Origin of the sequence: Nonomuraea sp. NPDC049714, from assembly GCF_044465295.1 — a bacterium.
Classification (GTDB): Bacteria; Actinomycetota; Actinomycetes; order Streptosporangiales; family Streptosporangiaceae; genus Nonomuraea.
Genome location: NZ_JBITLM010000026.1, coordinates 1 through 23,721 on the forward strand (window position 1 = coordinate 1; position 23,721 = coordinate 23,721).

Below are 23,721 nucleotides of genomic sequence, written 5' to 3' on the forward strand. Positions count from 1 at the left end.
CATCCGCTGTCTCAAGCGCTATATCGCCCGCGAGCTCTACCGGATCATCACCAGCAACGATCAGGGTCCCAACGGTTGACATCAATAGGAGCATCACTCCAGTGGCACTTCGCCGGATGGGGTACGTGCCGGCGATCGCGGGTAACCGGGTGGCTGCTAGAGATCCAGGTCGGAGCCGCCGAATCTGTCCTGGAGGAAGCGGCCCTGGTCGCGCAGGGCCTGCTCGTCGCCCCGGTGGATGGCGTCGGCCACCTTGCGCAGCTGCGCGTCCAGGAGAGCGAGCTGGGCGAGCAGCTCCTCGTGGGCGCTGCGTTCCCGGTCCGCCCGCCGGGTCAGCGCGTAGCCGCGCGGCAGGTTCGCGTACGACTCCAGGCTGGCCGGCAGGTAGCTGCGGATCGTCTGCGAGACGACGTGCAACTCGTCGGGTGAGGAGGTCAGCTGCTCGGCCCGGCCGAGCACGCCGCCGAGCACCTCTGCCAGCCCGTGCACCGCGGCGTGCACGTCGGCGGGGAAGCGGCCGTCGATCCGGCGCAGCAGCGTGTCCAGGTCGGCCCGCAGCTGCCGGATCTCCACCTCCGCGTGCGAGATCGTCAGCCGGACCCGCTCCGGCGGGGCGAGGAGGGCGCCCACGCCGTACAGCCCCGCCACCACCACCGGCCAGTACGCTCCCGCCAGACCGAGGAAGTGCGCACCCAGCCCGAGCAGGGCCAGCGCGGAGCCCGCGATGTTCTTCGTGGAGCCCAGGTAGCGCAGTACCCGGTCACTGATAGCCACGGATCTCCTTGAACACCTCGCTCAGCGAGGTGGATCGCGCGTCGAACACCGCGCCGCCGGTCAGCGCGGCGACCTCGCTCATCTCCTCGACGTCGCTCTCGCCGAAGAGCACCACGAACGTGGGGACGCGGCGGCGTTCCTCCGGCAACGCGCGATAGTGCGCCGCGAAGTCGTCGTAGCCGGAGCCGTTGGCGTTCTCACCGTCGCTCATCAGCACGATCGAGCTGTAGCGGCCCGGCGTGAGGGGCCGGTCGTAGGCCGCCATCAGGCTGTCGTAGATCGCCGTGCCGCCCTTGGCCTCCAGGCTCTCGGCGAACCGCCTGATCCGGGCGAGCACCTCCTCGGGGTTCCCGGCGGGGACGGCGAACGGGACGGGGGCGCCCGGGGTGCTGTTGAACGGGAGCATCGTGACGGACTCCCTGTTGCTGAACCGGCTGAACGTGCCGGACATGGAGGTGTCCGCGCCGGTCAGCGCGACGAGCGCCTGCCGCAGCGCGTCGATCCGATCGCCCTGCATCGAGCCGGAGGTGTCCAGCACGAACGTCGTGCCGGGCGGCACCCGCAACTGGTTCAGATAGCTCTTGATCAGCTCGTCGGCCGTGCCGCGCCGGTTGGGGAACGGCAGCTCGATGAGCTGGGTCGTGCCGAAACGGGAGTCCGGCCGCACCTCGGGGACGATCGGCCGCCGGTGGGTCGTGGTCATGATCTCCCGCTGTACGGCCGGGGTGCGCAACCACGCCGCCAGTTTGCCGTACAGGACCTTCTTCTCCTCCGGTGCGGAGGCGAGCAGGGTGAGCGGGTAGTCGGCGCTGACCACGCCGTCGCTCGGGTGGACGAGCGTGAGCGGATCGCGCAGGCCCAGCAGCACCGACTCGTAGTTGATCAGGCCGTCCACGGCCGGGTCGCGGGCGTAGGCGTCGGCCAGCCAGCCCGACGAGCCCGCCGTCAGCCGCTGCGCGGAGAAGAAGCCCTTGAGCGCCGGCGTCACCGCGCCGACCTGCTCGGCGCTGAGCGCCCGGTCCGCCTTGGACAGTGCCGCGGCCACCCCGACCAGCGCGGAGAAGCCGGAGTTGGAGGAGGCGGGGTTGGTCATGCCGAACGTGAACGTGCCCGCCCGAGCGGCGGCCGCGATGTCCGACCAGGACACCGGCCCCTGGTCCCAGCCGAGCTCGGCGGCCTTGGCCGGCTTGAGGCCGAGCACCACGGGGGAGATCATCACCTTGGTCTGGGTGGACAGCTTGGCCTGGGCGCCGTCGATCAGCGACAGGTAACGGTTGGAGGAGAACCAAATCGCGTCCAGCCCGCCGTCCGCCCGCCCGCTCGCCACCTGCTCCGCGCCGTCGAGCGTGCCGGTGTAGGTGAGCTTCACCTTCACCCCGGCCTCGGTCTCGGCCCGCCGCAGCAGCGGCTCCAGGTCCTTGATCTCGCTGCCCGCCAGCACCCTGATCAGGTCCGGGGCGTCGACCGGCTCGGCCTCCGCCCCGCAGGCGGCGACCAGCAGCAGCGAGAGGACCGCCAGCATCCGCCTCATCGCTGCGGCTCCTGGGCCCGCTCCAGATAGGTCTTCGCATGGTCGAGCTCGGCCGTCAGGCTGTCGACGGTGATCGCCATGCTCTCCACGGCTTTGGCCTTGAACGTGTCGATCATGTCCATGGTGGCGTAGACGTTGTCGAACGCCTTGCGCAGCGTGTCCATGTCGACGGTGGTGGTGGCCGCCTGGTTCTGGATCGTTCCGGCCTGGGTGCGCAGCATCTCGCTGGTGGCCAGGATCAGGTCGCTGGTGGTGGCGTTCAGGGCGGTGATCTGGTCGAGTACCAGCTTCTGGTTGGCCAGCGCCTGCGCCACCGTCACCGCCGTGCGCAGCGCCGCCACCGTGGTCGTGGTGGCCCGGTCCACGCCCTTGCTCAGCTCCAGGTTGTTCTTGCGTACGAGGTCGAGCGCCAGATAGCCCTGGGCCGACACGGCGAGCTGGGTGAGGATGTCCTGGTGCTTCTGCCGCACCGTGAACAGCGCGTCGGAGCGCAGCGCGGTCGCCCGCTCCTCGTCGGCCAGCGCGATCCGCTCCTCCAGGGCCGCGTCGATCGCCTGCGCCATCACCGCGTACTCCTGCAGGCGGGTCATCGTCTCCCACAGCCCGGCCTTCTCGCCCTCGATGGCCGCGTTGTCGCGCAGCAGCTCGTCCTGGCCGGACCTGAGCGAGCGGATGATGTCGTCGAGGTGCTGCTGCGCCGACCGGTAGCGGGCGAAGTAGTCGCGCAGCCGGTCGCCGAACGGGATGAGCCCCAGCAGCTTGCGGGTCCCGCTCGCGGCCTGCTTCGGGTCCAGGTCCACCACGGTACGGCGCAGCGCCACGAGGTCGCCGGCCACCTTGGCCTGCGCGTCCGCGCCGTCGCCCGTGGCCGCGTGCAGGGCGGCGACCGGTCGCTTGAGCATGCGGTTGGCCACCTGGGAGGCGGCCTTGATCTCGGTGTCGCCCATCGAGGCTATGTCGTGCACCTTGCGCGCGAACTCCGGCGAGCGCGGATCGAGCGCGCCCAGCTCACCGGCGAAGCCCTGCGCCGTGGCGGCCAGCTCGGCCGCGCGCTCGTCGGACAGTGGCATCATGGTGGCCGCCTTCTCGGCGGGCACCGGCGTGACCGGCGCGGGTGGCGTCAGCACCAGATCGGACACAGGTGGCGGCAGCACCGGATCTGACACGGTGGGAACTCCTTGTTGCTCAGGGCTCGGAGCCGATCGTGGTGATCAGCTTCTCCAGCCGCTCGTAGGTGGGTGGTTCGATGACGTCGACCAGGTCGGCCGCCGCCGGCGCCTTGGTCCTGGCGACCAGGTCGGCGAACGCGCGCGGGTCGGTGGTGCGGAAGCCGTGCTGTGCCGCGAGTCCGAGCAGCTCGGGGTCCTTGGTGAGCAGCTCGCCGACCCGGGTGCCGGCGTCGGTGAGCGGGACCAGCGTGTGCTTGCTGTGCACGGTCGGCGAGGGGTAGACCAGCCGCATGTCCGGCCGGATCGCGCCGTCGCCGGCGAAGACGCGGGACAGGTACTGCGCCTCGTAGACGACGAGCATCGGCGTCTTGCCCGCGCCCAGCGCCAGATAGTCCTCGAACGACGCCTCGCTGGTGGATTCGGCGAAGCCCTGGTCCAGCACGGCCGGGGCGAGCGTGGGCGCGATCTCGGCGATCTCCGCGTCGGAGCCGATCACGTTCTCGCGGTTGGCGACGTACGCGATGGCGGACAGGTACATCGCGGCGGAGTTGGAGGTACGGATGTCGGTGGTGGTGAGCAGGACCCGCTTTCGAGCGGGATAAGACGAATTACCGGGAAGTTGATCCCAGCGAGTGCCTTTAGTCACCAATTCCAGATATTTCTTTATATCGAGGGTTTTATACCCTTTGCCGGAATCGTTCAGCACGCCGGCCTTGGTGAGCAGTTCGGCGATCGGCTCGAAGGTGGCCACGGCCATCGGCGAGTAGAACGGCGAGTACGTCGTGGTGGCCTTGCGGTCGCGCTTGATCTTCTCCGCCGCCGGCACGCTGGAGGGGAAGGCGAACCCGTACCGGCTCAGGTCCACGCCGGTGGCGATCTGCCGCGACCCCGCCGTGTCCACCTCCACCCGCAGCCCGTGCGCGGCGAAGGCGGCCCGCACGCGCGGATCGTCGAAGAACGGTTCCTTCTCCGACCCGATGACCCCCCGCACCACCGTCGGCTGCACGGTCTCGGCCCCCCGGGTCCCGGCGAGGACGGCGACCACCACCACCCCGACCAGAACAGCTGCCAGAGCGACGCCGATCCACCGCTTCATTGCACCCCATTTCGCCAAATATCCCAGGATTTGGATTATCGGACGTAAAAGGGCAGTCAAGAGCGTCAGTACGGTGACCGTACGGCAGAATTCATACGCCGTTCACGATCCACCAGAGAGGAGATGGCCGTGAACTCCGACACCCGCCCCTGGCGCCTGGTCACCGGCGGACCGGGCGGCAGGCTGCCCAGTCGATGCGGACCCGGTCGTGGCGTGCGGGGTCGACCTTGACCGGCACCACGGCCCCGGGCGCCACCGTCCCCATCGGGACGCGGGGCCGGGACTGGCGGTGGAAGACGTGGTAGGGCGGGGTGTCGGCGATGCTCACGGTGAGGCCGAAGCCGACGACCGGCCGGCCGTTGACGGTCATGCCGGTGTCGGTCATCGTCTCGATCACCGCCTGCGCCGGCAGGCCGGTGACCAGCAGCCGTCGCGCGTTACGCGACCGGATCAGGAACGGCAGCCCGACGCACGCCAGGATCAGCGTCGTGCCGCCGGTGATCAGCAATGCCATCAGCATGCTCTGCCCCACGCTCACCGTTGCTCCCGCTCTCCGGCTCGACGGATCTCAGAAGGCAGTTGTAGCGATCGGTCATTGCACGCGGCTTGCTCGCTGATTGCACGACGTCGGGGGCGGTGACGTCGAGAGCCCTGGTCGCCCCAGGGCTCACCGCCCCGCCGGGGTGATGCCGGAGATCTGCTCGGCGAGGGCGGCCAGGTGCGCGAGCGCGGCGCCGGAGGAGGCGTCCGGGACGGCGGCGATGACGTGGTCGATGCCCTCCGCGGCGAGCTCGCCGCAGATCTGGACGCTCTCGCCGACGCTCTGCCCGTCGGGGATGCGCAGGTGCAGCGTCTTCTCGATCTCCTCGTACGGCCTGCCGAGCCGTTCGCAGTGGGCCCGCAGCACCCCCAGCTTGCGTGTGACGTCGGCGCCGTGCAGCAGGTTGCAGGCGTCGGCGTACTGGGCGACCAGCCGGAGCGTCTTGGTCTCCCCGCTGCCGCCGATCAGGATCGGCGGGCGGGCCTGCGGCGAGTTGAGCGTGCGCGACAACCTGTAGTGCCGGCCTTCGTACGGCCCGTCCTGCTCGCCGAACATCCGCACGGCGATCCGCAGCGTCTCCTCCAGCCGCTCGAACCGCTCGGGCAGCGGCGGGAACGGCAACCCCAGGCCACGGGCCTCCTCCTCGTGCCAGGCGGCGCCGAGACCGAGCACCGCGCGGCCGCCGGAGAGCGCGTCCAGCGTGCTCACCTGCTTCACCAGCAGGCCGGGCGGACGGTGGACGGCCCCGGTCACCAGGGCGCCCAGCCGCACCCGGCTGGTCAGGGCGGCGGCGTAGGACAGCGCGCCGTACGCCTCCAGCATCGGCTCCTCGGCGGCGCCGAAGTTGGGGATCTGGAAGAAGTGGTCCATCACCCACAGGCTGTGCAGCCCCGCCTCGTCGGCGCCGCGGGCGACGTCCGCGAACCGGCCGGCGATGGCGGCGTCGCCTCCGGGCCAGGTGAAGCTTGGGCAGGTCAGACCGAGTCTCATCGAGCGCTCCTCAGGAATCCGGGCATGAAAAAACCCTCTCGGCCGGAGGGCCGAGAGGGCGAGGTACGCACCCCATTATCTCATGGTCTGTCACGCCATCGTGAAGCTGCGGTCCAGCCCGGTCACGCGCAGCAGTCGCGACATGTACGGACGCGGCGCGGCGAGGGTGACGGTGATGCCCTGCGACCTGGCCCGGCTCTGGATGCCGACCAGCACACCGAGCCCGGCGGTGTCACAGAACGACAGGCTGGACAGGTCCAGCACCAGCTGGTCCGTGCTGTGCTTCAGTGTGCGCAGAAGGCGTCGGCGCAGGGCGTGGCTGGAGAAGATGTCGATCTCGCCCGCCAGGTGAACCGTGGTCGGGAGCTGGCGGGACGTCGGGGCGGGAATGAGAGACAGTATCGTGATCGCCGGCCTGTCGAGGCTCACGGAAACCGGAGCCAGAGCGTCTATCGCCGGGGGCGACGCCGGCCGAATGCCGGCGCACAAGAGATCCTCGGTCCCTCTACTCTACCTCAGTAACCATTATCAAAAGCTTGGCGTAATCGATACGTCACTCGGGGTATCGATCAACCTGCCCGAGATGATCGACTCCAGCAGGAGAACGCCATGTACAAACGTGCCATCGCCGCATTCGCCCTCGCCGCCACCGGCGTGCTGCTGCCGGCCGGACCTGCGGTCGCCGACCTCGTGGACGACGACTGGCCGGGCTGCGTCATGCACATGATCCGGCCGGTCCTGCCGCTGTTCGACACCCTCGGCTTCCAGAAGATCGTTGAGGAGGCGTCCGGCGGCGCGCGGGTGTGCGTGTACCCCGACCCCAGGCCGATACTCGAACGTGTCGGCTTCACGGAGTGAGCCCGCCGGTCCGTTAGCGCGGCGACATCCAGGGCACCTAGCGGCCATGACTCCTCCCGGCGCGGCGCGCAGGCTTCTGGTGATCGGCAACCCGTCGGCGGGCGGCGCCGACGGGCAGACCCGCGAGACGGTCCTGGCCACCCTGGCCGACGAAGCCGACGTGCTGTCCCGTGACGTGGGGGAGCCCGGCGACCTCGGCCGGATCCTCGGCGAGCACCCCGATCGAATCCCGGTGGTCCTCGGCGGTGACGGCACGGTGCACGCCGTGGCGGCGGCGCTGCTGGCCAGGGAGGAGCTCGCCACCCGTCCGATCGGGCTGGTGCCGCTGGGCACCGGCAACGACCTGGCGCGCGCTCTCGGCATCCCGCTCGATCCCCGCGAGGCGGCTCAGGTCGTCGCCCGTGGCCGGGAGCGGGCGCTGGACCTCCTCGTGGACGGCGAGGGCGGGATCGTCGTCAACGCCGTGCACGTCGGCGTCGGCGCCCGAGCCTCGGAGCAGGCCGCAGCGCTCAAGCCCGTGCTGCGCCGGGCCGCGTACGCGGTGGGCGCCATGCTCGCCGGGGCGCGTACCAAGGGCTGGCGGCTGCGCGTGCGGGTGGACAACGAGGTCATCAGCGACGGCCGCAGGCGCGTGCTCATGGTGGGCGTCGGCAACGGAGTCTCCATCGGCGGCGGGACCCCGCTGGCCCCGCACGCCCGCCCGGACGACGGCCTGGCCGACGTCTTCGTCTCCTACGCGGTGTCCCCGCTGGCGCGGCTGAGCTTCGGGATGTTGCTGCGGCGTGGCGAACACCCCGAACGCGCCGATGTCCTCACCGTCCGGGGCAGCACGATCACCGTCGAGGGCGAGCCGGTCCCGGCCAACGCCGACGGCGAGCTCTCCCCGCCCGCGCCCCGCCGCACCTGGACCCTGCACCCGGCGGCCTGGCGCGTCATCGTGCCGACCGGCTGACCGTCACGGGTGGCCGGATGGTGCGGACCGTTTAATGCCGCCGCAATCACATCCGCCGCCTTCCGGTAACACTCCGTAGCCAAGGTGGTCGCATGAGCGATGCACACAGGACGGTTCACGAACGTATCGGCGGGCGGCACCTCCAGCATCACGCGCGGTCCTGGCGCAGGGAGATCCTGGAGCTGGCCGCGCTGTTCTTCGCCGTGGGCGTGGCGCATCTCCTGGCCACCCTTCTCGGGCACCAGCAGCCGGGCCCGCTGGTGCTGGTCGGGCTCGGGGTGGCCCTGATCACCGGCACCGCGATCCACAAGCGGCTCGGCCTGCCCGGGAGGAAGTCCCGGCAGGGGCCGGCCCTTCCGGTCGCGGACGACGCCGGGTCTCCGATGGCCCTGTGGCGCGTCCGGATGCGGGTGGTGGAGCGTCCCGGCCGCCTGGCCGCGGTGGCCGCCGCGTTCGGCCGGCTGCGCTGCGACATCCTGGCGCTGCACATCGCGCCGACCGGGAGCAGCGCCATCACCCCGGCCGGTTGCGACGCCCTGGACGAGTTCGTCGTCGAGGCCCCCCGAGACCTGGCGCCCGGCGTACTGAGCGCCGCCCTGTCCGAGGCGGGTGGGTATGACGTCATCATCGTGCCCGCGCAGGTCAAGGACCTGACCGACCCTGCGGTGCAGGCGCTGGTGCTGGCGCAGCGGGTCGGCGCGGACCCTGACCGGCTCCCCGAGGCCCTGGCCGAGCTGCTGCGCGTCTCCGAGATCGAATGGCGGCGTCCCGGTGACACCGTGGACGAGGGCGCCGAGCTCAACACCACCATGGTGATCTCCGTGAACCCGGACCGCGCCCTGTTGATCAGGCGGCCCGGACTGCCCTTCACGCCCACCGAGGCCGCCAGGGCGGCGGCGCTGACCGCCGCCGCCAGGCACGCCCGTTACAGCGCCGGCTGAGGGCCGAAAAGATCACCGCCCCTGGCGGGCCGCCGGTCCATGGATCAGAGTGGAGGTGGACGACGAAGCCATCCAGGGGGTCACGTGAGCGAGTCATCGATGTACCCGATCTACATGCGCAGGGACGGATTCGACCCCGTACCCGAGCTGGCGGCCGTGCGGGACGAGGAGCGCGTCCGCCGCATCAGCACGCCGTTCGGGGTCGACGCCTGGCTGGTCACCCGCCACGCCGACGTGCGCGAGGTGCTGGGCGACGCCGAGCGGTTCAAGATCGCCAGGCGGGACATGATGGCGCTGCCCGGGGCGCCGAAGATGACCGAGAAGGAGGTCGCCGCCATGCGGGCGGGCAACCTGCTCTCCACCGACCCGCCCGAGCACACCCGGCTGCGCCGGCTGCTGACGCCCGAGTTCACGATCCGCCGGATGCGCCGGCTGGAGCCCCGGATCAGGGACATCGTGACCGATCACCTGGACGCGATGCAGTCCGCCGGCTCGCCCGCGGACCTGGTCAGCTCCTTCGCGCTGCCGATCCCGTCGCTGGTCATCTGCGAGCTGCTGGGCGTGCCGTACGAGGATCGGGCCGGCTTCCAGCACCGCACCTCCCGCATGATCGACATGTCGGTGCCGATCGAGGAGCGCGTGCGGACGCAGCTGGAGTCGCGCGCCTACATGGGTGAGCTGGTCGCCCGCCAGCTGGTCGAGCCCGGCGACGACCTGCTCGGCATGCTGGTCCGCGAGCACCGCGACGACGTGTCGGCCGACGAGCTCGTCGGTATCGGCTCCCTGCTGCTGCTCGCCGGGCACGAGACGACCTCCAACATGCTCTCGCTGGGCACGCTGGCCCTGCTGCGCCACCCCGAGCAGCTGGAGCTGCTCAGGAAGGAGCCCGAGCGGATCGACGCCGCGCTGGAGGAGCTCCTGCGCTGGCTCAGCATCGTCCACTCCGGCACCTTCAAGGTGACCACCACCGAGGTGGAGCTCGGCGGCCAGAAGCTGGCGGCCGGAGATCTGGTGGCCTGCGCGCTGCCCGCCGCCAACCGGGACCCGGCGCTGCTGGCCGACCCGGAGAGGCTCGACATCACCCGGGGCGAGCCCGGTCACGTGGCCTTCGGGCACGGCGTGCACCACTGCCTGGGCGCGCCGCTGGCCCGCATGGAGATGCGCATCGCCTTCCCCGCGCTGCTCGACCGCTTCCCCGGCCTGCGCACGACCGGCGCCGAGCCCGAGTTCCGCTCGTTCAGCATCGTGTACGGCCTGGCGTCGCTGGAGGTCGCCTGGTGAGGCGAGGTCAGCCGGTCAGCTCGCGCCGCTCGACGGTCCACTGAGCGGCCTGCTCGCTCAGCGTGAAGCCGAGACCGGGCCGGTCCGGCACCAGCATCCGGCCGTCGCGGATCTCCAGCCGCTCCTGGAACAGCGGCTCCAGCCACTCGAAGTGCTCCACCCAGGGCTCCAGCCCGTACGCCGCCGCCAGGTGCAGGTGGATCTCCATGGCGAAGTGCGGGGCGAGCTGCAACCGGTGGTGCTCGGCCAGCGCCGCCAGCCGCAGGAACGGCGTGATGCCGCCGATCCGGGGCGCGTCGGGCTGGATGATGTCCGCGCCGCCCGCCCGGATCAGCTCGGCGTGCTCGGCCACGCTGGTCAGCATCTCGCCGGTGGCCACCGGCGTGTCCAGGGCGGCGGCGAGCTCGGCGTGCCCGGCGCTGTCGTAGGCGTCCAGCGGCTCCTCGATCCAGGTCAGCCCGTACTCCTCCAGAGCCCGGCCCATCCGCGCCGCGGTGGGCCGGTCCCACTGCTGGTTGGCGTCCACCATCAGCGGCACCCCGTCGCCCAGGTGCTCGCGCACCGCGCGGACGCGGGCCAGGTCCGCCCGGGTGTCCGGCTGGCCGACCTTGATCTTGACGCCGCCGATGCCCCGCTCCAGCGCGGCCGAGGCGTTCTCCAGCACCTCACCGATCGGCGCGTGCAGGAACCCGCCCGAGGTGTTGTAACAGCGCACCGAGTCGCGGTGCGCGCCCAGCAGCTTGGCCAGCGGCAGCCCAGCCCGCTTGGCCTTCAGGTCCCACAGCGCCGTGTCGAAGGCGGCGATCGCCTGGACGGCCAGCCCGCTGCGGCCGACGGACGCGCCCGCCCAGACCAGCTTCTCCCACAACCGGGGGATGTCGTTGACGTCCTCGCCGATCAGCTCACGGGCGATCTCACAGGCGTGCGCGTACTGACCGGGACCGCCGGCCCGCTTGGAGTAGGCGAAGCCGATGCCCTCCAGGCCGCCCTCGGTGCCGATCTCGGCGAACAGGAACGCGATCTCGGTCATCGGCCGCTGCCGCCCGGTGAGCACCTTCGCGTCGCTGACGGGGGTGCTCAGCGGCAGGCGTACGGACGACAGGCGGATTCCGGCAATACGGTCAAGAGGCTTGGTCATGGGTGCCATCATCCGAAATCGCTTGTTGTCCTACAACTGGGGCGATCGGGAAGTTGTGCCGGAAGACGTTGTGCGGGTCGTAGACGCCCTTGATCCGCCGCAGCCGGTCCAGTGTGCGCGGCGGGAACGCCTTGGTCAGCAGCGTGTCGTCGGGATAGGACTCGAAGCTGAGGTAGATGGCGGCCACGTCGAGCCGCTCCCACGACCGCTGGGCGTCGGCCCGACGGGAGGGGCGCAGCAGCACGTTCAGGGAGAAGTTCTGGGTGCGGTGGGCGTAGGGGGTGGCGTCCGGGGCGGTGTCGTTGACCGCGCCACCGACCGAGCGCACCTGGAACATGCTGATCTCGCCCCTGGCGAACATGTCGGCCACCAGTGTCGTGGTGGCGCTGTCGAGGTGCTCGACCAGCGCGGAGTGGGTGTACATCCGTGACTGGCCGTGATGCTGGTTGCGGTGCGGCTCGACGAGCGCCGCGTAGGGGGTGAGCTGGGCCTGCTGCTGCAGCACCGGGCCCAGCTCCAGGAACGGCTCCAACGCCGACACGGCGGCGTCGGTGTCGTCGCCCGCCCAGGTGACGAGCGTCTGCGCCAGGACGGCGGCGTCCGCCTGGCCCGGGAACACCGTCAGGAAGGCCGTCAGCTTCCTCGGGCTCTCCTCGACCAGGCGTCCCCACTTCTCCAGGAACCCGGCGGTGTCGGCGGCGTCGTGCACGAAGGCGGCGAACACGACGTCGCCCACCTCCGCGGCCTCGATGTCGAAGGAGGTGACGACGCCCATGTTGCCGCCCGCGCCGCGCAGCGCCCAGAACAGGTCCGGATGCTCGCCGGCGTCGGCGTGCACGATCCGGCCGTCGGCCAGGACCACCTCGGCGGCCCGTACGTGGTCGAGGGTCAGCCCGTAGGAGCGGGCCAGGAAGCCCCCTGCCCGCCCGCCGTCGCCAGGCCGCCGACGCCCACGTCCCCGTAGTCGCCGGAGCTGATCGCCAGCCCGTGCGGTGCGAGCGCCTGGGCGACGTCGCCCCAGCGGGCGCCCGCGCCGACGCGGACCAGCCGCCGCTCGCGGTCGATCACCTCGACGCCGTTGATCGCGCCGACGTCGATGACGATCCCGCCGTCGTTGGTGGAGCGCCCGCTGATGCCGTGCCCGCCGCTGCGCACCGCCAGCGACACGTCCTGCGCGCGGGCGAACGTCACGGCCTCGGCCACCTGCTCCGGCGTGGTGACGCGCAGCACCAGACCGGGGGAGCCGGCCCAGATGTACGACGAGGCCACGCTGTCGTACGCCCGGTCGCCGGGCTCGACCGCGACGGCGGCCAGCGACGCGGGCAGCGCGTCGTAGTCGATGCCGGGACTGCGCAACGCGAGCGCGCGGGACGAGCGCGCAGTGCCGGTCCCAGTGCCGGTCCCGGCGCCGGCCGGGGTGCCGGTCGGCGTGCCGGTCGGGGTGCCGGTCGTGTCGCTGGTGGTGCCGCGTTCGGCGGCGACGAGCTCGCGCAGCGCCGGGGCGACCTCCTGGGCGAAGGCCTGGATGACCCGCGGGCCGTCCGAGCCGATGATGAACGTGGAGACGCCGTCCTCCAGCGCGAGCGGCAGCAACTGCTCCGCCCAGGTGGCGACCGGACCCTGGAGCGCGCCGCCGATGACGTTGAGCAGCCGGCGGATGTCGCGCGGATCGCGCCCCGCCGCCACGGCCGCCTCATCGATGATCTTGTTACCCGCGCCGATGTCCTCCGGCTGGGCATAGCCGAGGCTGGGCAGCCAGCCGTCGGCCTTCGTGCCGATCAGGCGCAGCATGCGCGGCTTGTAGGCGCCGAGCCAGATGGGCACGTCGTGCGCGGGGGAGGGCCCGCGCTTGGCGCCGTGGACGGAGTAGTAGGTCCCGTCGACCTTCAGCACGCCGCGCTCATCGGCGTCCCACACCCCGCGGATCACGTCCATGGCCTCGCTCAGCGCCTCCACCGCCTGGCCGGGGGTGAGCCGGCGACCGCCCATCGCCTCGACCGCGTCCCAGAACGCGCCCGCTCCCAGGCCGAGCTCGATCCGCCCGCCCGACAGCAGGTCGAGACTGGCCACCGACCGGGCCAGCACGGCGGGAGGACGCAGCGGCAGGTTGATCACATTGCCGGACAGGTGGACGCGCTCGGTCCGGGCCGCGACCCAGCTCAGCAGCGTCCAGGTGTCCAGGAAGCCGGGCTGGTACGGATGGTCCTGGAAGGTGACGAGATCCAGGCCGGCCTGCTCGCTCAGGACGGCGAGCTCGACGGCCAGCTGGGGCCGTTCGCTCTGCGGGGTGATGAACGACCCGAAGCGTAGATCGTGGCCATAGTCAGGCATGTGGGGGCCTCCCAGACAACTGGTAGATGTGTCAACCATATCCAGATTGGATGACATGTCAACCTCTTGGGTGACGTATCAACCTTTCGTGACGTACGCTGCGAAGATGACCGAGCAGCGACCGGCGAGCCCCCGCCACACAGAGCTGGACGCGGGAGGACGCCACGCAGAGTTGGCCGCGGGAGGACGCCACGCAGAGCTGGACGTGGGAGGACGCCACGCAGAGCTGGACGCGTGGCGGCGCCACACCACTGTCCACGGGCAGCTCGCCGCCCACCTCGCCCGCGAGCTCACCCGCGCCACCGGCCTGTCCGAGGCCGACCACCAGATCCTGGACGCGCTCCTGGACGCGCCCGGCACCCGCATGCGCGCGCTGGAGCTGCGCTATGCGCTGCAGTGGGAGAAGAGCCGCCTGTCCCACCAGGTGGCCAGGATGAGCGCGCGCGGGCTGCTCGAACGTGTGGCCTGCAGCGAGGACGCGCGCGGCTGGGACCTCTCACTCACCGCCGAGGGCCGCGAGGCCGCCGCCCGCGCGCGGGCGGTCCGGGAGGAGTCCGTACGCCGCCTCGTCCTGGAGACCCTGGGGCCGGAGCGCCTGGCCCTGCTGGCCGAGGCCGCCGACCTCCTGACCGAGCGCCTCGAACGCGCGGCGGAGGAGGACCCGGCCTGCCGGGCCGTTCATGCGGAGGTCTACGGCGAGAAGGTGACGTAGGGGTCAGTCGTCCGGAAGCAGGGGTCAGTCCTCCGGCAGGAGCGACGTGCGCAGTAGGAGCATGGCGATGTCGTCCGTGCGGTGGTGGACGGCCGCCGAGGGGGCGATGAGGGCCTCGGCCATCGACTGCATCGGCTGGTCCGCGTGCCGGCCGAGCTCGGCGGCGAGCTCGACGATGGCGTCGCCGAGATCGATGCCCGGGGTCTCGATGAGCCCGTCCGTGTAGAGGGCCAGGACGCTGCCGGGAGCCAGGGTGTGCTCCGTGGTGAGGTACTCGGCGTCGGGGTCGATGCCGAGCAGCAGGCCCGAGGGCGACTCGACGATGCGGGCGGGCGCGCCGGGCGGGTGCAGCAGGGGCGGGAGGTGGCCGGCGCTGGCCATGCAGGCGACACCCCGGCGCAGGTCCAGGCTGACGTACAGGCAGCTGGTGAACCGGTTCGGGGACAGGTCGATGAGCAGCCGGTTGGTGTGCCGGAGGACGTCACCGGGCGTCGCGCCCGCCCTGGCGTAGGCGTGGATGGCCGAACGCACCTGCCCCATGAGGGCGGCGGCCGTCGTGTCGTGCCCCTGGACGTCGCCGATGACGGCCGCGGCCATGGAGTCGCCCAGGTCGATGAGGTCGTAGAAGTCGCCGCCGATGTCCATGCCGTGCGTGGCGGGCAGATAGCGGGCGGCCACGTCCAGGCCGGGCAGCTCGGGCAGCCGGCGAGGGAGCAGACTGCTCTGCAGGCACTGCGCGAGCTGGTGCTTGGCGTCGTACAGACGGGCGCGTTCGAGCGCCTGGGCGAGCAGCCCCGCCAGTCCGGTGAGGTGGGCGCGCTCGTCGAGGGTGAAGTGGTGAGGGTGGTCGAAGGCGAGCACCCACGCGCCCACGGGCCGGCCGGAGGCGATCAGCGGCATGAACGCCCAGGCGGACATGTTGTCGTAGCGGATGGTCTCGGGGTAGACCTGTTCGAGCTCGTGCCAGGTGGCGAAGAACATCGGCACGCCGGATTGGAGGGCGTGCGCGCTGGGCGTCGGTGAGGTCACCGGCCGGCCGTCGAAGTCGTCGATGGTCTCCTGGGCGTAGTTGCGTGAGCCGATGATCCGCATGCGCCCGCCCTCGGCCCGGAGGACCGCCATCGCCTGGACGTTGAAGACGGGCATCACATGGTCGGCGACCAGGTCGACCACGTCCTGGACGGTGGCCGCCTGGCTGAGGGCGGTGGTGAGATGCAGCATGTCGTACAGCGCGGGCCCGGTCGCGGGCCGGCCCGCGCTCATGGGCACGTCCGGCATCAGGTGGTCCGGATCCCTGGCCATGGTGCTGGGGGTGACGCGGACGCTGACCCCGAAGGGGGCGGGATAGAGCTGGAAGGCCAGCCACTGCCCGTCGGGGCGTTCCGCCATGAACGAGGTGGTCTCGTGGCTGATGACCGCGGCGCGGTAGCGGTCCTCGCAGACCGGCTTGTTCAGCCAGGGCAGCCATTCCCAGGGGCGCTTGCCCAGCAACTCGGAGGCCTCGCCGTCGAGAAGGTCGGCCGCCGGCGGGGTGAGGAAGGTGATGCGGCCGTCGATGTCCATCGCGAAGTAGCCCTCGGGCAGGCCGTTGAGGCAGTCGAGCGCGGCCATGCCCGCGTCGAGGTCCTCCTGCGCGCCGCGATAGGGCGACAGTATGCGCGGTCGGTGGCGGGGTGTCATCGGCTTCCCTTCCCTGGCCGCCTCCCCCAGGACCAGGCTCATCTGGCGACAGGTTCGCTGAATGATGTCGAGCTTGTGCTGCGTGAGCTCGGAGGTCTTCTCGGAAGGCCACAGCAGCAGCAGCGCTCCCCAGTCGGTGGGGCCGCTGTGGATCGGGGCCGCCGCGACGGAGAAGTGGTACGGCAGCGCCAGCGCGGCGCCGGGGAACGTGCGTGCCAGCTCTTCCTGGTTGGCCAGCCACACCAGGCGCCGCTCACGCACCGCGACGGCCGCCGGGACCGGGCCGTTCAGCCTGATCCTGGCCCACGCTCGGGCGATCATGGTCGGAAAGCCCAGGGAGGCGTCCATCAACAGCACCCTCCCCTCCTCGTCGAGCAGGTAGAGGGAGCCGATGTGCGCCCCGGAGTCGTTGATGGCCTCGATCAGCAGGGTGTGCAGGTCATCGGCGACGTCGCGTCCTGGGGTGGTGGCGGCGACGGTGTCGCGCCGCACGCCCTAGGTCTCCTCGCTTCTGGCACGGGATCCGGGTGAATGCCCAAAAATACCCATAAGGGAAGAATACGCATAGATATTAATAGAAAGGCATTCTCAAGGTTATAGCGGACCCAAGGCCTTATCCAGCTCGAACGTACTCAGTGTGCATGATAACGGCCGCCCTGCCCGCGGATGCGCGGGCAGGGCGGCCGTCGAGGCTGCTACCGGGAGGTCATCCCAGGCCGTTCCTCATCGCGGTGATCAGCTCTCCATTGGAGGTGTCACCACTGAGCTCCCAGAAGAACGCGCCGCCGAGGCCCTGGTTCTTCGAGTAGCCCATCTTGCCGCCGATCGTGCTCGGCGTGTCATAGCTCCACCACTGGTTGCCGCAGTGGGCATAGGCGGTGCCCGCGACGGTGCCGGTGGCGGGGCAGCGGGTCTTGAGCACCTTGTAGTCCTCGATGCCCGCCTCGTAGGTGCCGGGCGCTGCCCCCGTCGCCGTGCCGCCCGGCGCGGACTGGGTCACGCCGGTCCAGCCGCGGCCGTAGAAGCCGATGCCGAGCAGCAGCTTGCTCGCCGGGACGCCCTTGCTCTTGAGTTTCTGGATGGCGTTGTCGGAGTAGAAGCCCGGCGTCGGGATGCCGTTGTAGCTGGTGAGTGGCGAGTGCGGGGCGGTGGGGCCCTGCGCCGCGAAGGCGCCGAAGTAGTCGTACGTCATGACGTTGTACCAGTCGAGATACTGCGCGGCGCCGGCGTAGTCGGCCGCGTCGATCTTGCCGCCGTTGGTGCCGTCGGCGGTGATGGCCGAGGTGACCAGGTTGCCGGAGCCGAAGCGGGAACGCAGCGCCGACATCAGGTTCCGGTACGCCGCCGGGCCGCTGCTGTCGCAGCTCAGACCGCAGGCGTTCGGGTACTCCCAGTCGATGTCGATGCCGTCGAACACGTCCGCCCAGCGCGGGTCCTCCACCAGGCGGTAGCAGGACTCGGCGAAGGCGGCCGGGTTCTGCGCGGCCTGGCCGAAGCCGCCGGACCAGGTCCAGCCGCCGAAGGAGAACAGCACCTTGATGTGCGGGTGCTTCTGCTTGAGCTTGCGGAGCTGGTTGAAGGTGCCGCGCAGCGCGCCCGCGTCCCAGGTGTCGGCGACGCCGTCCACGCTCTCGGCCGCGCTGTAGAAGCGGTCGTAGTCGGCGTAGCTGTCGCCGATCGCGCACTGGCCGTTCGTCACGTTGCCGAAGGCGTAGTTGATGTGGGTCAGCTTGGCCGCGGAGCCGCTGGTGTCGATGTTCTTGACGTGGTAGCCGCGCTGGTAGACGCCCCACTGGACGAAGTAGCCCAGGACCTTGTCACCGCCGCCACCCCCGCCGCCCGAGGTGGTGGCCCTGACCTGGGCGCTGTTGGCGGAGCGGTTGCCGGCGGCGTCACGGGCGCGGACCGTGTAGGTGTAGGCGGTGCTCGCGCTGAGACCGGTGTCGGTGTGGGTGGTGCCGGTGACGGTCTCGATGAGGGTGCCGCCGCGATAGATCTCGTAGCCGGTGACGCCGATGTTGTCGGTGGAGGCGTTCCAGGCGAGGGAGACGCTGCTGGAGGTGACGCCGGTCGAGCGCAGGTTGCCGGGCACCGACGGCGCGGCGGTGTCGTTCCCGCCGCCGCCCGAGGTGGTGGCCCTGACCTCGGCGCTGTTGGCGGAGCGGTTGCCGGCGGCGTCGCGGGCGCGGACCGTGTAGGTGTAAGCGGTGCTCGCGCTCAGGCCGGTGTCGGTGTGGGTGGTGCCGGTGACCGTGGTGACCAGGGTGGCGCCGCGGTAGATCTCGTAGCCGGTGACGCCGACGTTGTCGGTCGAGGCGTTCCAGGCCAGGGAGACGCTGCCGGAGGTGACGCCGGTCGAGCGCAGGTTGCCAGGCACCGACGGCGCGGTCGTGTCGACGCCGCCGCCGCTCGTGGGCAGCCAGAGCGCCAGGACGTTCGGCGGCTCCCAGCCGGTCAGCGAGGTGTGGCTCTGGCGGCACTCGTACTCGATGCCTTGGTAGGTGACGCGGGTGCCCACCGTGTAGGCGGTGTTCGGCGCCCAGTCGGCGAGGGCCGCCACGGTGCTGCTCGAGGTGGAGGTGGCGCCGTACGCGCCGGCTGGGATGGCGACCGCCGCGGTGAGGGGCAGCAGTAACGCCGCCAGTCCTGCGAGGGCCTTGCTCAGGATGGTTCTCTTCATGGCTGCTCCGGCATCCGGTGTGTGGGGGGTGGGATGGGAGGACGTGCGGCTCAACTCTTAGGAAAGTTTCCTTTTAGTTGTACGACGACCGTAGCCGCTGCCTGCGCCAGCGTCAATGAGTGTCAAGGCGAAGCGTCCAGGGCAAAGTGCCGTCAAGTGGGCGTGTCCGGTTCCGGCTGCGCGAACCCCCCGGTAGAAGGTGGATTCCGGAGGTAGCGGTGTGGCGGAGTAGGCGGCGCGAACGCGGGCGGGTCATCCTGCCGACCTGGTTGTTCGCCGTCACGCTCGTCGCCGTCACCGCGCTCGTGGCCGGGGTCGACACCCTGCTGGGCACGGCCGTGGGACTGGTACCACTGCTGATCTTCCTGCCGGCGATCGTCGCGGCGCTGGGCACGACGCCGCAGACGGCCGTCGCCTCGGTCTGGGTGCTCCTGACGGTGTCCGCCTCCGCCGCCTTCCTGGGCGGCGGACTCGGCGAGAACCTGGGCGCGGTCGGCTTCACCGCCGCGTTCGGCGTGCTGAGCGTCCTCGGCTGCCGCTACCGGATCAACCGCGAGGAGGAGGTCCACCGGCTGCGCTCCGCCGCCGCGGCGCTGCAACGCGCGATCATGAGCCCACTGCCGCTGCGCACCGGGCAGGTGATCGTGGACGGCATCTACCAGCCGGTGGAGGAGGACACCATGGTCGGCGGCGACATGTACGAGGTGGCCGCCTCTCCGTACGGCACCAGGGTGCTCATCGCCGACGTGCAGGGCAAAGGACTGCCCGCGATCGGGGAGGCCCTCGCCGTCGTCGGCGCGTTCAGGGAGGCGGCCTACCGGGAGAGGACCCTCATGGGCGTCGTGGACGCCCTGGAGAACGCCGTCATCAGGCACAACGCCTACGCCCGGCACACCGGTGAGCCCGAGCGCTTCGTCACCGCGCTCGTCCTCCACATCGGCCAGGGCCAGGGCGTCCAGGCGGTCAACTGCGGGCACATCGAGCCGTATCTCATCTACGACGGCCGCGCCGGACAGGTGAGCCTCGGAGAGCCCGGCGTGCCGCTGGGCCTGGCCAGGCTGGCTCCCGAGCCGCGGACCAGCGCGTGGTTCGCCTTCCCGCCGAGGGCGACGCTGCTGCTGTGCACCGACGGCGTCACCGAGGCCCGTGGACCGGGCAGATCCTTCTATCCGCTGGAGGAGCGGTTGCACGAGTGGGTCGGCGTCCCGCCCACGCGGCTGGCTGACACGCTCCACGCCGACCTGCGCGCGTTCACCGGAGCGGCCCCGCCGGACGACGTCGCCGTCCTCATCCTGCACAGGGCGCAGCCCATGACCGGACCGGCGCGCACGCCCGCACTCCCGGTGCCATGACGGGACCCGGGACCGCGAAGGGGCCGACGAGCTCCTGACGGATGCTCGCCGTCACTCCCGCGTGCGCGCCCGCCGAGGTCTCGGGGCCCAGGACCGCCAGGCCTTCAAAGCTTGAAGAGCCTGGGGTACGGCGCGATGATGCGGTGGATCTCGGTGCCGAAGTCGACGAGCACCGCGATGTCCTCCTCGACTCCTACGACATGGCCGAGCCCGTACTTGTCGTGGCTCACCTTGTCCTGAACGACGAAAATCGGCAATGGTGGGGGTGGCACCTCGGGAACGTTGAAGGGACTTCCGGGCAGGGGACGCCGGGCCGCGGCTTTTCTGGGTTTCACTCCTTCTAGTATGCTCCCCATTTGCCACAGGTCTTGCCTCAGGGCCTCACGACAAGGCCGCGTTCTTGTCACTGTCCTGGGTAGGGGAGCCACATGAAGCTCATGGATCGGGTGCGCGCGTACATGCGCAGCCCTCAAGGCAGGCAGACGGTCGAGAAGGCCAAGCGGATGGCCCACGACCCACAGAACCAGCAGAAGGCCCGGCGCTTCCTGGACAAGTTCCGGTCACGTCGTCACTGATCATCGCGGCGTCCGCCACACCGGTTCTGACTTGGGCGTTCTTTCCTTGTGAGGCATTCTCGCCGGTGAGAGACTGAGCTGACGGAGGGGGGACGTCATGATCGAAGTCAAGAGCATCGACAAGCCGGATGAGCGCAGAGACTTCCCAATGGGCCACCTCGACGTGTGCGAGCTCAGCGGGCTGCACTTCGGCGTCGCCACGTTCGAGCCGGGCTGGCGCTGGTCGGAGTCGGTCAAGCCGATCGCGGGCACCGAGTCCTGCGAGGTCCACCACAACGGGATGGTCGTCAAGGGGCGGCTGCACATCCGGATGAACGACGGCACCGAAGCGGAGATCGGCCCGGGTGAGGTCTTCGTCGCTCCGCCCGGACACGACGCCTGGGTGGTGGGCGACGAGGCGGCCCTGGTGTTCGACTTCGCGGGCGGCGCCGCCGAATACGCGAAGGCCAAGGAGGCGTGAGGATGTCGCGCCGCACGCCGCGATCCCGGCGTGCGGCGCCAGGACCGAGGTCGCGTACGGACGTCGCGCCGTAAGCCGACCGCCCGGTGTGCGGCGTCAGCTTTCCGGGCCGAGATCCACGACGATCGGGGCGTGGTCCGACGGGCCCTTTCCCTTGCGGGCCTCGCGGTCCACGTACGCCGACCGTACGCGGTCCGCGACGCCCGCGCCGGCGTACACCAGGTCGATCCGCATCCCCATGTTCTGGTGGAACATGCCCGCGCGGTAGTCCCAGTAGGTGAACGGGTGCGGCCCCTTCATCGGCGTGGGCACCACGTCGCGCAAGCCCAGCGCCCGCAGGTCGGACAGCGCCTGGCGTTCGGCGGGCGTGACGTGGGTGGACCCGGCGAACAGGCTCGGGTCCCACACGTCCGCGTCGGTCGGCGCCACGTTGTAGTCGCCGCAGGCCACCAGCGCCCGCCCCTGCCTCAGCTCCGCCTCCACCGCCCGGGTGAACGCCGCGAACCAGGCGAGCTTGTAGCCGTAGTGCGGCGAGTCGACGGTCCGCCCGTTCGGCGCGTACAGCGACCACACCCGGAGCCCGCCGCAGCTCGCCCCGATCGCCCGCGCCTCGGGGGAGGCGTCGGCCGCGCCGGGCACCGCGCCCGGCACCGCGTCGAACGCCGGCTCGCCGGGGAAGCCCCGCGACACCTCGCTCAGTCCCACCCTCGACAGCACCGCGACGCCGTTCCAGCGGCCGTCGCCGTGGGCCGCCGTGGCGTAGCCGAGCTCGCCGACCTCCTGGGCGGGGAAGCTCGCGGCGGCGCACTTGGTCTCCTGCAGGCAGACGACGTCCGGCTCCGCCTCGGCCAGCCAGGCGAGCAGCCGGGGCAGCCGGGCCTTCACCGAGTTCACGTTCCAGGTAGCCAGGCGCATCCTTCCACCTTGCCCAAGAACCCCGGCCCTCGCACCAAGCCACCCCGCCCAAGACGCCCGCCCCGCGCTATGAGGGGCGGGCGCCGGTGGGCCGGCTAGTTGCGGGACTCGGCGGGGCCGTGCCGGTGGGGGGTCGCCGTGCGGGCGGCGGCCGGGGTCGGGGCGGTGGCGCCGATCGTGCCGGTGTCGAAGGCGTACGTCGCCACCAGGGTCGCGATGGCGTCGGAGTTCACGTCCAGTGCCTTGGCGCTGACGTTCTCGATGGTGTCGCAGGCGCTGTGGTAGCAGGGGTCGAGGGGGATGCCCGCGGTGCCGCCGAAGATCGCGGCCTCCTCCTCGGTCTTGAGCACCTCGGCGCCGGTGAACAGGCCGCCCGCCGGGATGCCGGCGGCGATGAACGGCCCGTAGTCCGAGCGGCCGGTGAACGCGGTCGCGGTGAACGGCAGGCCGCGCCCGGCGTAGAACTTCTCGAAGTCCTCCTCGATCTGCGCCGACCCCTCCGGCCCCGCCGTGCCGAAGGCGTCACCGTCGCCGTCGTAGACGCCGAAGGTGTAGTTCGGCGAGGCGATCATGTCGAAGTTGAGGTAGAGAGCGATCTTCTCCCGCTCCTCGGCCGGCAGCGCGTCCACGTAGTGCTGCGAGCCCAGCAGGCCGAACTCCTCGGCGCCCCAGAAGGCGAAGCGCACCTGGTTCTTCGGCTTGGCCTTGGCGAACTTGAGCGCGACCTCCAGGATGCCGGCGCTGCCCGAGCCGTTGTCGTTGATGCCCGGCCCCTCCTGGACGCTGTCCAGGTGCGCGCCGACCATGACGACGTTCCCCGGGTCGCCCCTCCTGGTCTCGGCGATCACGTTGTACGTGGTCCTGGTCTCGGAGACCGGGTCCCAGTTCATCGTGACGGAGCCGCCCGCCGTGGCGGCGAGCTCCTGGCCGACGGCGAAGCTGGTGAAGAAGGATGGGATCGTCACGCCGGGGCCGCCGAGCACCGGGTTCAGGTCGACCTCGGTGCGGCCCTCCTGGCCCTCGTTGAACACGATCGCGCCGGAGGCTCCCGCCGCCATGGCGTTGTCCACCTTGACGCGGAAGTTGCAGGTGCCGCGCTGCATGAGGGCGATGCGGCCGGCGACGAAGCCGTCGAAGTCGCTCGCCTCGCAGCCGGAGGTGGAGCTGTTGGGCTCGCCGGGCGGCAGCACCACGTCCACGGCCTGTGTCTGGCCGCTCGCCGAGCCGGCCGGCGAGTCGCCCATGGCCACGTAGTCACTGAAGAACCCGTAGGTGTACGTCTTCGGATCGGCGCCGGTGCTCTGGAGCACCGGCGGGGTCCGATAGCCCTCGAACAGGAACTCGAACGGCTGGACGGTCACCTTGTAACCGGCCGCCCGCAGTTTCCGGGCCACGTAGTCGCGGGAGAGGTCGAAGCCCCGGGTGCCGGACACCCGGGTGTCGTCGTTGACCTTCGCGATCGCCTGTAACACCTTGAGGTGCTTGTTGACGTTCTTGCCCGAGACGGCCTTGACCAGGTCCCGGACGGGGTCCTTGTGGTGGCGCGGGTGGGCGTTGGCCGTGCCGGTGAAGGCGACGCAGGACAGCGTCATGGCGGCGACGACCACGCCGAGCACGCCCTTGCGGAAGCGGGAACGCATGATTGCTCCTCGGAACCATGTGGGGGGTGACCCGGGTCAAAGTGCGCGCGTTCCCTGAACGTACGGATAAATCCTGAAATACAGGAGAGGGAAGGATGTCTCTGT

At 70.8% G+C, this 23,721-nt stretch carries 23 protein-coding genes; 8 read left to right on the forward strand and 15 right to left on the reverse strand.

Annotated features, from left to right (window positions below):
• Window positions 1-156: 156 nt before the first annotated feature.
• From ACIBQX_RS49570 to ACIBQX_RS49600, 7 genes are all read right to left on the reverse strand, one after another.
• On the reverse strand, window positions 157-774 hold the full coding sequence (locus ACIBQX_RS49570) for a hypothetical protein (RefSeq protein ID WP_397017626.1): 618 nt from the start codon (window positions 772-774) through the stop codon (window positions 157-159).
• Window positions 761-2,305, reverse strand: coding sequence for a substrate-binding domain-containing protein (locus ACIBQX_RS49575; RefSeq protein WP_397017628.1), 1,545 nt, complete (start codon window positions 2,303-2,305; stop codon window positions 761-763). The genes ACIBQX_RS49570 and ACIBQX_RS49575 overlap by 14 nt, the downstream gene beginning before the upstream one ends.
• Window positions 2,302-3,471, reverse strand: coding sequence for a toxic anion resistance protein (locus tag ACIBQX_RS49580; RefSeq protein WP_397017630.1), 1,170 nt, complete (start codon window positions 3,469-3,471; stop codon window positions 2,302-2,304). The genes ACIBQX_RS49575 and ACIBQX_RS49580 overlap by 4 nt, the downstream gene beginning before the upstream one ends.
• Window positions 3,472-3,490: 19 nt before the next feature.
• A complete protein-coding gene (locus ACIBQX_RS49585) occupies window positions 3,491-4,570 on the reverse strand; it encodes a hypothetical protein (protein ID WP_397017632.1) in 1,080 nt (359 codons plus the stop codon).
• Between the two features lie 160 nt (window positions 4,571-4,730).
• The gene (locus ACIBQX_RS49590) at window positions 4,731-5,108 is read right to left on the reverse strand and encodes a hypothetical protein (protein WP_397017634.1); all 378 of its coding nucleotides are present in this window, start codon (window positions 5,106-5,108) and stop codon (window positions 4,731-4,733) included.
• 129 nt (window positions 5,109-5,237) lie between these two features.
• Window positions 5,238-6,101: an LLM class F420-dependent oxidoreductase gene (locus ACIBQX_RS49595; RefSeq protein ID WP_397017636.1), complete on the reverse strand. Its 864-nt coding sequence runs from the start codon at window positions 6,099-6,101 to the stop codon at window positions 5,238-5,240.
• 90 nt (window positions 6,102-6,191) lie between these two features.
• Window positions 6,192-6,530 (reverse strand): STAS domain-containing protein, encoded by a 339-nt coding sequence (locus ACIBQX_RS49600; RefSeq protein ID WP_397017638.1) that lies wholly within the window; start codon window positions 6,528-6,530, stop codon window positions 6,192-6,194.
• Between the two features lie 180 nt (window positions 6,531-6,710).
• Here ACIBQX_RS49600 and ACIBQX_RS49605 point away from each other — a divergent pair, with 180 nt between their 5' ends.
• The 4 genes from ACIBQX_RS49605 (at window position 6,711) to ACIBQX_RS49620 (ending at window position 10,133) form a co-directional block, all read left to right on the forward strand.
• Window positions 6,711-6,959 (forward strand): hypothetical protein, encoded by a 249-nt coding sequence (locus ACIBQX_RS49605; protein WP_397017640.1) that lies wholly within the window; start codon window positions 6,711-6,713, stop codon window positions 6,957-6,959.
• Window positions 6,960-7,005: 46 nt separating this feature from the next.
• The gene (locus tag ACIBQX_RS49610) at window positions 7,006-7,911 is read left to right on the forward strand and encodes a diacylglycerol/lipid kinase family protein (RefSeq protein ID WP_397017642.1); all 906 of its coding nucleotides are present in this window, start codon (window positions 7,006-7,008) and stop codon (window positions 7,909-7,911) included.
• Window positions 7,912-8,003: 92 nt separating this feature from the next.
• Window positions 8,004-8,852, forward strand: a complete 849-nt coding sequence (locus tag ACIBQX_RS49615; RefSeq protein ID WP_397017644.1) for a hypothetical protein — start codon at window positions 8,004-8,006, stop codon at window positions 8,850-8,852.
• Between the two features lie 84 nt (window positions 8,853-8,936).
• Window positions 8,937-10,133 (forward strand): cytochrome P450, encoded by a 1,197-nt coding sequence (locus tag ACIBQX_RS49620; RefSeq protein ID WP_397017646.1) that lies wholly within the window; start codon window positions 8,937-8,939, stop codon window positions 10,131-10,133.
• Window positions 10,134-10,140: 7 nt separating this feature from the next.
• On the opposite strand, the gene ACIBQX_RS49625 is transcribed toward ACIBQX_RS49620, so the two are convergent.
• Genes ACIBQX_RS49625 through ACIBQX_RS49635 form a run of 3 tightly spaced genes read right to left on the reverse strand, consistent with a single transcriptional unit; the run spans window position 10,141 to window position 13,602 of the window.
• The gene (locus ACIBQX_RS49625; protein ID WP_397017648.1) at window positions 10,141-11,271 is read right to left on the reverse strand and encodes a mandelate racemase/muconate lactonizing enzyme family protein; all 1,131 of its coding nucleotides are present in this window, start codon (window positions 11,269-11,271) and stop codon (window positions 10,141-10,143) included.
• Complete coding sequence (locus ACIBQX_RS49630; protein WP_397017650.1) at window positions 11,255-12,133, reverse strand: FAD-binding oxidoreductase; 879 nt, start codon at window positions 12,131-12,133, stop codon at window positions 11,255-11,257. Before ACIBQX_RS49630 ends, ACIBQX_RS49625 begins: the two co-directional genes overlap by 17 nt.
• A 26-nt stretch (window positions 12,134-12,159) precedes the next feature.
• Window positions 12,160-13,602 (reverse strand): LLM class flavin-dependent oxidoreductase, encoded by a 1,443-nt coding sequence (locus ACIBQX_RS49635; RefSeq protein ID WP_397017652.1) that lies wholly within the window; start codon window positions 13,600-13,602, stop codon window positions 12,160-12,162.
• A gap of 106 nt (window positions 13,603-13,708) precedes the next feature.
• Between ACIBQX_RS49635 and ACIBQX_RS49640 the strand changes: the two genes are divergently transcribed.
• The gene (locus tag ACIBQX_RS49640) at window positions 13,709-14,314 is read left to right on the forward strand and encodes a MarR family winged helix-turn-helix transcriptional regulator (protein ID WP_397017654.1); all 606 of its coding nucleotides are present in this window, start codon (window positions 13,709-13,711) and stop codon (window positions 14,312-14,314) included.
• Between the two features lie 24 nt (window positions 14,315-14,338).
• Here ACIBQX_RS49640 and ACIBQX_RS49645 read toward each other — a convergent pair whose 3' ends face one another.
• Window positions 14,339-16,486 carry a SpoIIE family protein phosphatase gene (locus ACIBQX_RS49645; protein ID WP_397017656.1) on the reverse strand — a complete coding sequence of 716 codons (2,148 nt, stop codon included), beginning with the start codon at window positions 16,484-16,486 and terminating at the stop codon, window positions 14,339-14,341.
• A 214-nt stretch (window positions 16,487-16,700) separates the two neighbouring features.
• Window positions 16,701-18,674 carry a glycosyl hydrolase family 18 protein gene (locus tag ACIBQX_RS49650; RefSeq protein WP_397017658.1) on the reverse strand — a complete coding sequence of 658 codons (1,974 nt, stop codon included), beginning with the start codon at window positions 18,672-18,674 and terminating at the stop codon, window positions 16,701-16,703.
• Between the two features lie 218 nt (window positions 18,675-18,892).
• Between ACIBQX_RS49650 and ACIBQX_RS49655 the strand changes: the two genes are divergently transcribed.
• A complete protein-coding gene (locus tag ACIBQX_RS49655; RefSeq protein WP_397017660.1) occupies window positions 18,893-20,026 on the forward strand; it encodes a PP2C family protein-serine/threonine phosphatase in 1,134 nt (377 codons plus the stop codon).
• A gap of 104 nt (window positions 20,027-20,130) precedes the next feature.
• On the opposite strand, the gene ACIBQX_RS49660 is transcribed toward ACIBQX_RS49655, so the two are convergent.
• The gene (locus ACIBQX_RS49660; RefSeq protein WP_397017662.1) at window positions 20,131-20,283 is read right to left on the reverse strand and encodes a hypothetical protein; all 153 of its coding nucleotides are present in this window, start codon (window positions 20,281-20,283) and stop codon (window positions 20,131-20,133) included.
• 171 nt (window positions 20,284-20,454) lie between these two features.
• Between ACIBQX_RS49660 and ACIBQX_RS49665 the strand changes: the two genes are divergently transcribed.
• Both ACIBQX_RS49665 and ACIBQX_RS49670 read left to right on the forward strand, forming a co-directional pair.
• Window positions 20,455-20,601 carry a hypothetical protein gene (locus ACIBQX_RS49665; RefSeq protein WP_397017664.1) on the forward strand — a complete coding sequence of 49 codons (147 nt, stop codon included), beginning with the start codon at window positions 20,455-20,457 and terminating at the stop codon, window positions 20,599-20,601.
• Between the two features lie 97 nt (window positions 20,602-20,698).
• A complete protein-coding gene (locus ACIBQX_RS49670; RefSeq protein ID WP_397017665.1) occupies window positions 20,699-21,061 on the forward strand; it encodes a cupin domain-containing protein in 363 nt (120 codons plus the stop codon).
• A gap of 96 nt (window positions 21,062-21,157) precedes the next feature.
• Here ACIBQX_RS49670 and ACIBQX_RS49675 read toward each other — a convergent pair whose 3' ends face one another.
• On the reverse strand, window positions 21,158-21,976 hold the full coding sequence (locus ACIBQX_RS49675; RefSeq protein WP_397017669.1) for an exodeoxyribonuclease III: 819 nt from the start codon (window positions 21,974-21,976) through the stop codon (window positions 21,158-21,160).
• A gap of 95 nt (window positions 21,977-22,071) precedes the next feature.
• Entirely contained in the window at window positions 22,072-23,616 is a 1,545-nt protein-coding gene (locus tag ACIBQX_RS49680; RefSeq protein ID WP_397017671.1) for a M20/M25/M40 family metallo-hydrolase, read from the reverse strand.
• Window positions 23,617-23,721 lie beyond the last annotated feature (105 nt).

Bases quoted from the DNA above. Each gene is read 5' to 3' on its own strand.
- ACIBQX_RS49670 (WP_397017665.1), top strand. From the start codon at position 20,699: ATGATCGAAGTCAAGAGCATCGACAAGCCGGATGAGCGCAGAGACTTC.
- ACIBQX_RS49625 (WP_397017648.1), bottom strand. From the start codon at position 11,271: ATGACCAAGCCTCTTGACCGTATTGCCGGAATCCGCCTGTCGTCCGTA.
- ACIBQX_RS49640 (WP_397017654.1), top strand. From the start codon at position 13,709: ATGACCGAGCAGCGACCGGCGAGCCCCCGCCACACAGAGCTGGACGCG.
- ACIBQX_RS49675 (WP_397017669.1), bottom strand. From the start codon at position 21,976: ATGCGCCTGGCTACCTGGAACGTGAACTCGGTGAAGGCCCGGCTGCCC.
- ACIBQX_RS49665 (WP_397017664.1), top strand. From the start codon at position 20,455: ATGAAGCTCATGGATCGGGTGCGCGCGTACATGCGCAGCCCTCAAGGC.
- ACIBQX_RS49635 (WP_397017652.1), bottom strand. From the start codon at position 13,602: ATGCCTGACTATGGCCACGATCTACGCTTCGGGTCGTTCATCACCCCG.
- ACIBQX_RS49615 (WP_397017644.1), top strand. From the start codon at position 8,004: ATGAGCGATGCACACAGGACGGTTCACGAACGTATCGGCGGGCGGCAC.
- ACIBQX_RS49680 (WP_397017671.1), bottom strand. From the start codon at position 23,616: ATGCGTTCCCGCTTCCGCAAGGGCGTGCTCGGCGTGGTCGTCGCCGCC.
- ACIBQX_RS49605 (WP_397017640.1), top strand. From the start codon at position 6,711: ATGTACAAACGTGCCATCGCCGCATTCGCCCTCGCCGCCACCGGCGTG.
- ACIBQX_RS49585 (WP_397017632.1), bottom strand. From the start codon at position 4,570: ATGAAGCGGTGGATCGGCGTCGCTCTGGCAGCTGTTCTGGTCGGGGTG.
- ACIBQX_RS49595 (WP_397017636.1), bottom strand. From the start codon at position 6,101: ATGAGACTCGGTCTGACCTGCCCAAGCTTCACCTGGCCCGGAGGCGAC.
- ACIBQX_RS49575 (WP_397017628.1), bottom strand. From the start codon at position 2,305: ATGAGGCGGATGCTGGCGGTCCTCTCGCTGCTGCTGGTCGCCGCCTGC.
- ACIBQX_RS49650 (WP_397017658.1), bottom strand. From the start codon at position 18,674: ATGAAGAGAACCATCCTGAGCAAGGCCCTCGCAGGACTGGCGGCGTTA.
- ACIBQX_RS49610 (WP_397017642.1), top strand. From the start codon at position 7,006: ATGACTCCTCCCGGCGCGGCGCGCAGGCTTCTGGTGATCGGCAACCCG.